The 12,045-nt window shown below is 72.0% G+C and carries 11 protein-coding genes; 2 read left to right on the top strand and 9 right to left on the bottom strand.

What is annotated here, in order from left to right; all coding sequences use genetic code 11:
- Positions 1–71: 71 nt before the first annotated feature.
- Positions 72–1,652, bottom strand: a complete 1,581-nt coding sequence (locus tag ACIG0D_RS16955) for a methylmalonyl-CoA mutase (protein ID WP_399801070.1) — start codon at positions 1,650–1,652, stop codon at positions 72–74.
- 233 nt (positions 1,653–1,885) lie between these two features.
- Here ACIG0D_RS16955 and ACIG0D_RS16950 point away from each other — a divergent pair, with 233 nt between their 5' ends.
- Entirely contained in the window at positions 1,886–2,776 is an 891-nt protein-coding gene (locus ACIG0D_RS16950) for a L,D-transpeptidase family protein (RefSeq protein ID WP_399801067.1), read from the top strand.
- A gap of 234 nt (positions 2,777–3,010) precedes the next feature.
- On the opposite strand, the gene ACIG0D_RS16945 is transcribed toward ACIG0D_RS16950, so the two are convergent.
- From ACIG0D_RS16945 to ACIG0D_RS16925, 5 genes are all read right to left on the bottom strand, one after another.
- Positions 3,011–4,195, bottom strand: coding sequence for a hypothetical protein (locus tag ACIG0D_RS16945; RefSeq protein WP_399801064.1), 1,185 nt, complete (start codon positions 4,193–4,195; stop codon positions 3,011–3,013).
- Entirely contained in the window at positions 4,195–4,866 is a 672-nt protein-coding gene (locus tag ACIG0D_RS16940; RefSeq protein ID WP_365768293.1) for an RNA polymerase sigma factor, read from the bottom strand. Before ACIG0D_RS16940 ends, ACIG0D_RS16945 begins: the two co-directional genes overlap by 1 nt.
- 446 nt (positions 4,867–5,312) lie before the next feature.
- Positions 5,313–6,149, bottom strand: a complete 837-nt coding sequence (locus ACIG0D_RS16935; RefSeq protein WP_399801061.1) for a hypothetical protein — start codon at positions 6,147–6,149, stop codon at positions 5,313–5,315.
- 141 nt (positions 6,150–6,290) lie between these two features.
- Entirely contained in the window at positions 6,291–6,908 is a 618-nt protein-coding gene (locus ACIG0D_RS16930; protein WP_399801058.1) for an RNA polymerase sigma factor, read from the bottom strand.
- Positions 6,909–7,289: 381 nt separating this feature from the next.
- Positions 7,290–7,667: a hypothetical protein gene (locus ACIG0D_RS16925; protein WP_399801260.1), complete on the bottom strand. Its 378-nt coding sequence runs from the start codon at positions 7,665–7,667 to the stop codon at positions 7,290–7,292.
- 427 nt (positions 7,668–8,094) lie between these two features.
- On the opposite strand from ACIG0D_RS16925, the gene ACIG0D_RS16920 reads away from it, so the two are divergent.
- Positions 8,095–10,698, top strand: coding sequence for an FG-GAP-like repeat-containing protein (locus tag ACIG0D_RS16920; RefSeq protein WP_399801056.1), 2,604 nt, complete (start codon positions 8,095–8,097; stop codon positions 10,696–10,698).
- Positions 10,699–10,783: 85 nt separating this feature from the next.
- On the opposite strand, the gene ACIG0D_RS16915 is transcribed toward ACIG0D_RS16920, so the two are convergent.
- The 3 genes from ACIG0D_RS16915 to ACIG0D_RS16905 are packed head-to-tail and all read right to left on the bottom strand — an operon-like array spanning position 10,784 to position 12,038.
- On the bottom strand, positions 10,784–11,392 hold the full coding sequence (locus ACIG0D_RS16915) for an SUKH-4 family immunity protein (RefSeq protein ID WP_399801053.1): 609 nt from the start codon (positions 11,390–11,392) through the stop codon (positions 10,784–10,786).
- Entirely contained in the window at positions 11,380–11,571 is a 192-nt protein-coding gene (locus ACIG0D_RS16910; protein WP_399801050.1) for a hypothetical protein, read from the bottom strand. The genes ACIG0D_RS16915 and ACIG0D_RS16910 overlap by 13 nt, the downstream gene beginning before the upstream one ends.
- The gene (locus ACIG0D_RS16905; RefSeq protein ID WP_399801048.1) at positions 11,571–12,038 is read right to left on the bottom strand and encodes a hypothetical protein; all 468 of its coding nucleotides are present in this window, start codon (positions 12,036–12,038) and stop codon (positions 11,571–11,573) included. Before ACIG0D_RS16905 ends, ACIG0D_RS16910 begins: the two co-directional genes overlap by 1 nt.
- Positions 12,039–12,045 lie beyond the last annotated feature (7 nt).

Genomic DNA, 12,045 nt, shown 5'->3' with positions numbered 1-12,045 from the left:
CACTCTCCACGAGAGTAACCGGGGCCGGGCAGCTTCCGCCCCCGGTCACTCGTTCGGAGGATCCGCCCAGATCAGAAGGCGTCCGACGGGACGTACGTCCCCCACACGTCCCGCAGCGCGTTGCACACCTCGCCCACGGTCGCGCGGGCCCGCAGGGCGTCCCGCATCGGGTACAGGACGTTGTCCTCGCCCTCGGCGGCCTTCCGCAGGGCGGCGAGGGCCGTGTCCACCGCGCGCTGGTCGCGCTCGGCGCGCAGCTTGGCGAGGCGCTCGGCCTGCTGGGCCTCGATGGCGGGGTCGACGCGCAGCGGCTCGTACGGCTCCTCCTCGTCGAGCTGGAAGCGGTTGACGCCGACCACGACCCGCTCGCCGGAGTCGGTCTCCTGGGCGATCCGGTAGGCGTTGCGCTCGATCTCGTTCTTCTGGAAGCCGTGCTCGATGGCGGAGACCGCGCCGCCGAGGTCCTCGACCTTGCGCATCAGCTCGACGGCCGCCGCCTCGACCTCGTCGGTCATCTTCTCGATGACGTAGGAGCCCGCGAAGGGGTCGACCGTCGCCGTCACGTCCGTCTCGTAGGCGAGGACCTGCTGGGTGCGCAGGGCGAGCCGGGCGCTCTTGTCCGTGGGCAGCGCGATGGCCTCGTCGAAGGAGTTGGTGTGCAGGGACTGGGTGCCGCCGAGGACCGCCGCGAGGCCCTGCACGGCCACGCGCACCAGGTTGACCTCGGGCTGCTGGGCGGTCAGCTGCACGCCCGCGGTCTGGGTGTGGAAGCGCAGCATCATCGACTTGGGGTTCTTCGCGCCGAACTCCTCCCTCATCACCTTCGCCCAGATCCGGCGGGCGGCACGGAACTTGGCGACCTCCTCCAGGATCGTCGTGCGGGCGACGAAGAAGAAGGACAGGCGGGGCGCGAAGTCGTCGACGTCCATGCCGGCCGCGACCGCGGTGCGGACGTACTCGATGCCGTCGGCGAGGGTGAACGCGATCTCCTGCGCGGGGGACGCGCCGGCCTCGGCCATGTGGTAGCCGGAGATCGAGATCGTGTTCCACTTCGGGATCTCGGCCTTGCAGTACTTGAAGATGTCGGCGATCAGGCGCAGGGAGGGCTTGGGCGGGAAGATGTACGTCCCGCGCGCGATGTACTCCTTCAGCACGTCGTTCTGGATCGTGCCGGTCAGCTTGTCCGCGCTGACGCCCTGCTCCTCGGCGACGAGTTGGTAGAGGAGCAGCAGGAGGGCCGCCGGGGCGTTGATCGTCATCGACGTCGACACCTTGTCCAGCGGGATCCCGTCGAACAGCACCCGCATGTCGTCGACCGAGTCGATGGCGACACCGACCTTGCCGACCTCGCCGTGCGCGATGGGGGCGTCGGAGTCGTGGCCCATCTGGGTGGGCAGGTCGAAGGCGACCGACAGGCCCATGGTGCCGTTGGCGATGAGCTGCTTGTAGCGGGCGTTGGACTCGACGGCCGTGCCGAAGCCGGCGTACTGGCGCATGGTCCAGGGCCGGCCGGTGTACATCGTCGGGTAGACGCCGCGGGTGAACGGGTACGCGCCGGGCTCGCCCAGCTTCTCGGCGGGGTCCCAGCCTTCCAGGGCGTCCGGTCCGTAGACCGGCTCGATGGGCAGTCCGGACTCCGACTCGCGCGCCATGGTGTTGCCTCCCGCCGAGCGCTCACGCGCTCTGATCGCCAGTTGCTCGTTTGCCAGTTACTCGCCAGTACGTATCGACCCTCGCGACGGACTGTAGCGGCGGCCGGTGCGCCGGGTGGAGGGCCCCACGCTGGGACCTTCCTCACAACGATGCCGCGCCGTTCGCGACGCGTCACGCGCGGGGAACATGACAGGTGACACCGGAGGGGTACCGGAGTGCCGAGGGGGCTGTCATGCGTACGACAGGGAGAAGGCGGGCGGTCGCGCCGCTGGCCGCGCTGGCCGCGCTGCTGGGGGCCGCCGGCTGCGAGCCGCAGACGACCGGCGCGGACGGCGCGTCCGGCGGGCCGGTGCGCATCGAGGTGACCACCACCGGGCCCGCGACTCCCTCCTCACGTCCCTCCGCGCCTCCTTCCGGCCCGGTGGGCGGCACCTCGGGCCCGGCGGGCGGCGCCTCCGCCCCGGAGGCCGCAAAGCCCGCCGCGCCCCCTCCCCCGGTGCTGTGGTCACGCGGCGACAGCGGCCGGGACGTCCGCGAGCTCCAGGCCCGGCTGCGCCAGGTGGCCTGGCTGTACGACGGGCCGACCGGGACGTACGACGACCTGACCGAGCGTGCCGTCAAGGGGTTCCAGGGCAAGCGCGGACTGCCGCGCACCGGGCGGACGGACACCGTCACCTGGCAGCGGCTGCTGGGGATGACCCGCGAGCCGGGCCACTGGGAGCTGTATCTCATGGGCGGCCAGCCCGCCGACGCGCCCGACCCGCGCTGTCTGACCGGCCGGGTGCTGTGCGTCAGCAAGTCCAGCCGCACGCTGCGCTGGATGATCGACGGGCGGACGGTGACGACGCTGCCGGTCCGCTTCGGCTCCGAGTACACCCCGACCCGCGAGGGCGAGTTCGAGGTCTACTGGAAGTCCCGCCACCACCACTCCACGCTCTACGACGCGCCGATGCCGTACGCGATGTTCTTCAGCGGCGGCCAGGCCGTGCACTACTCGTCGGACTTCGCCGCACGCGGATACGCGGGCTCCTCGCACGGCTGTGTGAACGTGCGGGACGAGGCGGCGATCGCGGAGGTGTTCGCGCAGGTGCGGACCGGCGACAAGGTCGTCGTCCACTGGTGAGACGCGGGGTTGCGCACGGCGCGGGCCGCGGGCCGGGCGGCGGGAGATTGCGGGGCGCGGGCGGGACCGGGGGAACGTGTCCCGCCCGCGCCGTGTGCACGAGCCGTGGGTACGGGGGGAACCCCGGCTCCGTGCGACGGCCGATGACCAGTCGGCTCACTCTCTACTGCGCCACGGCGGCCGAAAACGTCACACCCTCGCGGAAAAAAGTTGAGCGACTTAGAAAACCGCAGGTCAGCGAGTTGTGTAGGGAGGGGTGACGGAGGGCTCGGGGGTGGGGGCGGTGCGGTCCCGGGGCTCCTGGGTGTCCTGGGAGTTCCCGGAGTCCTGGGGGAGCCGGCGGTCCTCGGGCTCCTGGAGGTGCCGCTGCTTCTGACGGCCGGAGCCGCCCTCCTGGCCCGCGCCGGCGTTGCCGTGACCGTTCCCGCCGGGACGGCCTATGCCATGGCCGTCGTCGTCACCCTTGCCGTCCTCGCCCTTGCCGTCGCCGCCCTTGCCGCCCGCGTCGTTGCCGCCGTTGGCGTTGTCACCGTTGTCGCCCTTGCCCTGGCCCTGGCCGGCGGTGGACCCGGCGAGCGAACCGCCCGTGGTCCCGGCGAGGGAACCGCCGGTGGATCCGCCGGAGGCCGCGCCGGTGTCCCGCAGCACGTTCTCGCAGTAGCGGCCCACCCGCGAGGAGCCGCCCGCCGCGCCCTCCAGGGCGCGCCGGCGGTCGGCGTCCAGGCCGCGGCCGTCGCGCACGGCGCGGCAGGCCGAGGCGATCTCGTTCCACGAGCGGCCGGAACCGCCGGGGCCGCCGGACGGGGTGGCCCGGTCCTCGCCGTCCCGGCCGGTCTCCGTGCCCCGCGCGCCCGGCTCGCGGCCCGTCGCGCCGGGCCCGGCCGTACCGGCGCCGCCGTGGGTGCCGTCCGGGGTGGGCGTGAGCAGCGGGCGGTCCGGGGTGGCCGCGGCGGACACCGAGGCGGCGGGGCGCGGCTCGGTGCCGTCGAACGGCGTCGGCAGGACTCCGGTTCCGGCCGCGAAGGCGACTCCGCCGACCATGCCGACGGCCAGCGTGGCGGCCAGCGCGAGGCGCAGCGGGCGACCGCGGCGCGGGCGGCCGGAGGCCGTCGTACGGCCGTGGGCGCGGGCGCCCATGCGGAACAGGCCGGCGGCGGACGGGCGGGTGCGGACGGGGTCGGCGAGCGCCGCGTGGTGTTCGTCGCGCTCCGCGCGCGCCTTGCGGAAGGCGGCCAGCGCGGCGGCCTCTCCGGGAAGCTCTTCGCTGGTCAGCGGGGGTCTCGCGGCCAGCGCGCCGAGCGCTTCGGCGAGCCGTTCGGCCTGGTCGCGGGCGTCCGCGCCGACGGCGTCCGGTGACTCCCCGCGCAGCAAACGCTCCGCCGTCTCACGGTCCAGCCACCTGTACTGCTCGTCGGCCATCACATGTCCTTCTGCGTCCGCGGGCGCGTATGCGTCACACTCGCGGACGTCACCGCGCGGCGGCGCGGTTCTCGCGGGGGCGGCACGGCGTCGAGCACCCCTGCGGATTCCGGATCGCCGCCGCTCTCACCCAGGAGTTCGGCCAGCCGTTTCAGTCCGCGGTGCGCCGCCGTGCGGACCGCGCCGGCCCGTTTGCCGAGCGTCTCGGCGGCGGTCTTGGCGTCCAGGCCGACGACCACGCGCAGCACGACGGCCTCGGCCTGGTCCTGCGGGAGCCGGGCGATCAGGGAGAGGGTGCGGTCGGTGGTCAGCGCCTCGATGGCCTCACCGGCGGTGTCGGACTCGGCGGCCTTGCCGGTCAGTTCCGTCTCGTCGCCGCCGATGGCGGGGCGGCGGCCGCGCATGCGTATGTGGTCCAGGGCGCGGTTGCGGGCGATGCGGGCGGCCCAGCCGCGGAAGCGGTCCGCGTCACCGCTGAACCGCTCGAGGTCCCGGGCTATTTGCAGCCAGGCCTCGGACGCCACGTCCTCGGCGTCGGGTTCGCCGACCAGCGTCCGTACGTATCCGAGCAGCCGCGGGTGCACCGAGCGGTACACAGTACGGAACGCGGTCTCGTCCCCGTCCTGTGCCGCGAGCACCGCTGCCGTCAACTCGGCGTCGTCCCCCAGCACCGCACTCCCTCTGCGCCTCACCGGCGCCGCTTTCGCGCGGGCGTCTGCCACTTCGCTCTGTCTTTCCACCTGTCCGCGGTCCGGTGCGAATGGCACGTTACGACCTGAAACCGCTCCCCGTCCATGTCCCCGGAAGATACGTAGAAGATGCAACTAACTCGTGACGCGGCGGGAGTGCGCGGGGGTGGGAGCGGGGGTGTGACACAAAGCGCACCGGTGGCGCTGTATCAAGTACGGGCCGCCGCGCGGCCCGTGCCGCGCGACGGCCGGGGCCTCTCCTGTGGGGGGTGGCGGCCCCGGCTGTTGCCTCGGCGGGGTGAGCGGGGCGGCGGATGTGACGAGCCGCACAGGATCCGAGCCCCGCGTCCCAGCTCTGCGGGCGGCCCTGTCGCTGGTCGGCCCTGCAGGAACCGGCCTTGCCGAAAGTCCTGCGGCAACCGGCCCGGTTACGAGCCCTGTTTCCCCGTCGCCTTGTCCGGCCTGCTCTGCCGCGCCTGTCCGTCGGCGTCCGTCGGCCTGGCCTCGGGGGTGGGCGCGGCGTCCGGCGCGGGCGGGGCCTCGGGGCGCGTCCGGTCGTTCGGCACGCTCGTCCGGCCCGGCGCGCTCGGCGTGGCCGGGCTGCCCTGACGCTGCTGCCGCGCGCAGTACTCGGCGACCTTGTCCGCGCCGCCCGCCGCCTCGGTGAGCCGCTTCCAGGCCGTCGCCGCGAGGGCGTGGCCACGGCCCTCGACCCGTTCGTAGGCGCGGCAGTGGGCCTCGGTGTCCGCTGCGGTGACCGGGTGCTCGGGCCGGGCGGGGCCGGGGGTGGTGGAGGCCGGGGCGCTGGTGTGGCCGTCGTCCCGGGCGGGGGTGCTGTGGGTCGGGGCGCTGCGGCGCCGGTCCTCGCCGGAGTCCTCCGGGCCGGGTTGGCCCGAGCCGATCGTCGCGAACGCGACGCCGCCCAGCGTGAGGCTGACCGCGAACAGCGAGAGCACGCCCTTCACCGACCGCGCCAGGCCGCGCTCCCCGCGCGGTCGCCAGTCGTCGCGCCGCCGGGTCCGCGCGCGGTGCGCCCCCGCGTCCCGAGCGGCCCGGAACGCGGCCACGGCCCGGGTCTCCCCCTCGGCGTCCAACCGCTCCTCGCGGAGCACGGCGGCGAGCAGCTTCCGCATCCCGGCCTCGTCGAGGTCGCCGGGACCACCGAGATCGGACACGGCGCCCGCGGGACGGCCGGAGGTCGTGGCGGCGGGGTGTGTGGGCCGACGGCGGTCGGGTGCCCCGTCGTCGCTCAGCCGTTCACCCATGTCCGCTTCCCGTTCTGTCCGGCCCCTGCCACGCGTCCGGCCGGGTCTGTCGCTCTCACCGTCGTCGTCACGGTTCAATTCGGCGTTCATCGTTCGTTTCGCCGTTCTTTCCGACGTTCGTGCCGACGTGCCCGTCGACGTTCATTTCGACTCCCCCAGCGTCCCGGGGCCGCCATCCGTCACACCCCGGTCGCCGAGCTGCCGGGCGAGCCGCCTCAGTCCGCGGTACGCGGCGGTGCGCACCGCGCCGGGGCGCTTGCCGAGGACGCGGGCGGCGGCGGGGCCGTCGAGGCCGACGACGATCCTCAGCAGCACCGCCTCCGCCTGGTCCCGGGGCAGCCCGCGGACCAGCTCCAGGGCCCGCGCGGTGGAGATGGACTCCAGGGCCTGGTCGTGGGTGGTGTGCGCGGCGGGCAGCTCCAGTACGTCCTGCTCCAGCGCGGAGGAGCGGGGCCGTACCTTCTGCCGGCGCAGATGGTCCAGGGCCCGGTGCCGGGCGATGGTCGCGGTCCAGCCGCGGAAGCCCGCGCCGTCGCCCTTGAACCGTCCGAGGTCGCGGGCGATCTCCAGCCAGGCGTCGGACGCCACGTCCTCGGCGTCGTCGCCGACGAGTCCCCGCAGATAGCCGAGCAGCCCCGGCTGCACCAGCCGGTAGGCGACCGCGAAGGCGGTCTCGTCACCCTCCTGGGCCCGCGCGACGGCCGCGCCCAGTTCCCCGTCGTACGCCTGCGCGCGGCGGGGTTCCCCTCCCTGGCCCAAGAACTGTCCTCGCCCTAAACCGGTCTGTGGCGGATCGGCACCGGGGACACGACCGCCTCTGCCCCGCGTCCCCAAGGTCATCTGCGTCGGGCCACACGGAAATGTCACAGCCGGTGAGGGCGGCACCGGCGAGCCGGGCCCGCGCCACGCCGGGACCGCCTCCGCCCGGGCCCCGACGCCGGGACCGCCCCCGCCCGGCCCACCAGGCCCGGACCACCCCGCGGGACCGACCGGTCCGGACCGGCCGCCCCCTCCGGGCCCTTGCCGCCGCGCCGGGACGGCCCGCGCCCGGACCCCCCTCCCCGTCCGGACCGCGTGCCCGGCCCACGATGCCCGGACCACGATGCCCGGACCGCCACGGCGGGACCGCCCGCGCCTGACTCAGGCCACCGCCCGGCGCGCCCGCCCGTGCAGCGTCAGATAGAACGTCTGGAGCGACTCCTCGGGGCCGCCCGAGTCGAAACGGTTGTGGACCTTGCCGAGCGGGTTCCAGACCCGGCCGTCCGGCATCCGTACGCCGAGCGGCTGGCCGAAGTACGCGCGCTGCTCGGCGTCGAAGTCCACCCACACCGCGCCCGCGCGCCGCACCAGCACCTCGCCGACGTACGCGCCGAGTCCGAACAGCGTCTCGCGCAGCCGCTCCCGCTCGGCTCCGCCCTTGCGCAGCCCGTCGATGAGGAAGTCGACCACCCGCAGGCTGGCCACGGAGTAGTCCAGCGGCAGCCGGTTGCGGGAGGTGACGCGCGCCACGAAGGCCATGGTGTACGGGCGCATGTCTCTCGCGCATGGCCTCGTGGTGTTGTCCGCCCCGTTCATGAGCCCGTCCCTTCGCTCAAATGGGAGAGCCCCTTCCAGCCCCCGGATGACCAAGCGGACGGACCCTCAGGAACATCACGGGGCGCGGGTGTGTCCATTCGCACACAGGCAAATCACAGAAGTCGTACAACCTTTTCGCCCGTTGGGCGTCGTCGATGGCATGCGCGAAGACCCGGTGACGTTTCGTGTTCCCGGCGCGCTGAGTGAGTGTTGCCTGTGTGACAGGTGATGCGACCGTGTCCATTTTCTAGGGGTGGGGAAGTTGAGTCCTCGCAAGGCCCATGCGTACAGACCGCTCAGTCTCAAAAGACGGGCATGGCTGACGGTCGGAGCCGTCGTACTGAGCGGCGCCGGCGTCGTCACGTACGCGATGGCCGATCCGTCCGAGCCGGCCGGCGACCAGGCGGCCGAGGTCCGCGAACCGGCGATCCACACGCTGAAGCTGAAGGACCGCGGCGCCGGCCGCAAGGGCCTGGAGCGGCGGAGCACCGAGCAGTTCAGCGCCGTGGTGCTGACGTGGAACAACCCGGAGGCCGAGACCAAGGGCACGCCCCAGGTGCGGACCCGCGACGTGGAGACCGGGAAGTGGTCCGCCTGGCAGGAGGTGCCCGCCGAGCCGCCGCAGGCCGACGGCGCCGAGGGTGAGCGCGCCGCGCTGCGCGGCGGCACCGAGTCGGTGTGGACCGGCGCCTCCGACGGCGTCGAGGTGCGGGTCGTGAACGCCGACGGCACCGAGGCCACCGGCCAGCCCGCCGGCATGGACATCAAGCTGCTCGACCCGGGCGTCCTGCCCGAGGAGACGGACCAGACGTCCCGCAGGTCCCGAACGGACCTTCAGCCCGCCGCGTTCGCCGCGGAGGAGACCGTGACGCCGACGCCGTCGCCGACGGTCACGGAGACGGAAACCGCTTCGCCGGCCCCGACCCCCACCGACACGGTGACCGGCTCGCCCACGCCGACCGTGTCGCCCACGACCACGGCGCCCACCACCTCCCCGTCGCCGACGGCGAGCCCCTCCCCCACCTCCACGGTCCCGGCGCCCCGCCCCTCCACGGTCGTGAAGCCGCCGATCATCACGCAGGCCGAGTGGGGGGCGTCCACGGACTACGACGGCACGCCGAGCTACGGCACCGACATCAAGGCCGCCGTCATCCACCACACCGGTATCGACGCCGACAACACCATCTCGTGCGCCGAGTCCGCGGCCCGCCTGCGCTCCATCCAGCAGGCGCACTTCAGCCAGGGCTACTTCGACATCGGCTACAACTTCGTCGTCGACAAGTGCGGCCAGATCTTCGAGGGCCGCAGCGGCGGCATGGACCTGCCGGTGATCGGCGCGCACGACGCCGGGTTCAACACCGACACCCTCGGCATCTCCTACATCGGGAACTTCGAGAAGGCCGCGCCGAGCCGGGCCGGGATGGACGCGATCGCGCGTGTCATCGCGTGGAAGTTCGGCATGTACGGCATCGACCCGACCGGCAAGGTCACGCTGACCTCGCGGGCCCCGCTGAACTACAGCGGCAACAAGGTCCCGGAGGGCCAGCAGATCACCCTGCCGCGGGTGTTCGGGCACAAGGACACCAACGCCACCGCCTGCCCCGGCGTCTCCCTCTACAACAAGCTCTCCCTCATCCGCACGCTGGCCAAGACCCCGGGCATCTCGCACGCCCTGGCCACCTCGGACTACAACCGGGACGGCATCTCCGACCTGGTCGCGGGCGTGCCCAAGGCGAACCTGGTGAAGGTGGTCCCCGGCGGCCTCAACGGCCCCGACACCGCTGCGGACCTGACGCTCACCCAGAACAGCACCGGCGTCCCCGGCTCCTCCGAGACCGGTGACAACTTCGGCGCCTCCACCGCCTGGGGCGACGTCAACGGCGACGGCCACGCCGACCTCGCGATCGGCGCCCCCGGCGAGGACGACACCAGCGGCAACGCCGACCGCGGCCAGGTCACGGTGATGTACGGCCCGACGCTCGACACCGGCTTCTCCTTCACCACCTCCGGCGTCACCGCGGCCGGCGCGAAGCTCGGCTCCACGGTCACCGTGGGCGACTTCGACGCCGACGGCAAGGCGGACGTGTTCACGGCCGGCACCGGCAAGGGCGGCCACTACAACGTCAAGCACACCGGCGGCACCACCAAGACCGGCACGCTCACCACCGCCACCGGCGCGATCTCCTACCTGGACGCCGCGACCGGCGACTTCAACCGCGACGGCTACGCGGACGTCGCCCTCAACTACCGCGACACCGGCGGCATCGGCCGCGTCGTCCGCTTCGCGGGCTCCGCCTCCGGCCTCACCAAGGTCGGCGTCATCTCCGTCAAGGGCGGCCGGTCCATCGCGGCCGGCGACGTGAACGGCAACGGTTACGACGACATCGTCATCGGCCAGCCCGTCGCCTCCGAGTCCGGTGCCATCTCCGGCGGCCAGATCACCATGGTCCCCGGCACCTCCACCGGCTTCACCACCACCGGCATGACCGTCATCCACCAGGACTCCGCGTCCATCCCCGGCGGCAACGAGTCCGGTGACGCCTTCGGCACCTGGGTCTCGGTCGGCGACTTCAACGCCGACGGCTACCTGGACGCCCTGGCCGGCGCGCCCGGCGAGGACCTGGCCCGCAGCGGCGTCAACTACGCCGACGCCGGCACCGCGATCCTGGTCCGCGGCAGTTCCTCCGGCCTGACCGGCACCGGCTCGGTCGCCATCTCGCAGGACACCACCGACATCCCGGGCTCCGCCGAGAAGGACGACCGCTTCGGCTCCGCCGTCACCCTGACCGACCTCTCCGGCTACGGCCGCGCCGACCTCACCTTCGGCGCCGACGGCGAGGACGGCACGGACGGCATCCTCCTCCACATCCCGAGCAACTCCACGGGCCTCGGCTACAAGGACGCCCTCATCTACAGCAAGACCACCCTGGGCACCCCCACGGACGCCCGCCTGGGCCAGTCCCTGACGCCGTAACCCCCACATCGGCCACGACACGAAACGGCCGGGACCCCGCCACACGGGGCCCCGGCCGTTCCTCATGGGCGCGTCGCTCAGGCCCTTATGTGATATCCACCGCGAGACTATGCCACGGCGTCTCGACCTCGGCCGGTAGAGCGGGGTCAATGTTCTCGATCTCCGCCAGAATGAGCCCGGCATACGATTCACGCTGATCGTATTCTGCGAGGACATCCTCTTCTGTGAAAGGCCACTCGACCCGGGGGAGGTTCAGCATCAGTTCACGAGCCGCTCGCCAGCGCCAGGAGATACCGACGAACCGAGTGAGAGAAGAACTCAGGAGCAGGGGCTCCTGTACTACTGAAGGAAATGCAAGGACCCTGCCCTGATCCACCTGCACCCCTATTTTGGGAGTGAATTCATTGGCGCCCCAATGGCCGAGATCGTAGGCTTCGCAGCGCGCAACGGCTCCGCACTCATGTCGATCGGAATCCGTTGCACAGGCAAGCCGTGGTTCGGCTCCGTCCTGGTACTCCGGCTGCATCAGGAGGTCATCGGGCAAGCCGAACTCGACGAGCGCACCCGATTGGTCTTCAGGCAGCCGCCATCGGGCAATGATGCCCTGGTCCGCACAGACTTGATGCGCCGGATCAATCAGCTCTTCGAGAGGTCCTCGCATGATTCTGGTGATCCGCTGCTCTACGACATCCATGTATCAACCTTGTCGGGAGTTTCGTCCTCGATGTTCTTCGTGGACCGGTCGGCCATCAGCACCTTGGCGCCCGGGAGGGACACCTTGGCGAAGCGGCCCGAAGCCGTGCTCGCCGGGAATACCGGAGAGCACCCGGTAAGAGTCGCGTCCTCCATCGCCGTCTCGCCCCACGAGCTCATCAGAAGAGCGTGTCACCAGGTGGGGCGACATGTCCCTCAGGTCCGGGCAAGTCGCCTGAGCTCTGCCCAAGTTCCGAGAAAACCGATACTCCTTCCACCTCGACGTCCGGTTCGTCAGGGGCAGGTGTGTACAGAGCAATGCCACTCCCCCGCAGGGTGCATCCGGAATCGTCGAGGTCGACTGCCACACCGTTACGAAGAAGATCTGAAACAACCACCCCGAAGGGACGCCCGGAGAGAACTGTTCCCGCAAACTCCACTTCTGCGGGCTTTACGATCTCGATGAAATCCAGACGATCGGAGGCGTCGAAGCTGAGCAGAAGCCCCGCCTCAACGTAATGGTCTATCAGCGGCCCGTGGGGTTCCCTTCGGAAGGAAGAACGGTCACCACCGATGCGTTCCCTCAGAGTCGCCCTGGATTCACCGAACCGCGCCATCTCGACACCGACCCAGGAACTAATCTCCATTACTCAG

Source organism: Streptomyces sp. NPDC052773 (assembly GCF_044547145.1).
In the GTDB taxonomy this organism is placed as follows: Bacteria; Actinomycetota; Actinomycetes; order Streptomycetales; family Streptomycetaceae; genus Streptomyces.
The sequence above is the reverse complement of the archived record's forward strand: the minus strand, read 5'-3'. Positions and strand labels throughout refer to the sequence as shown.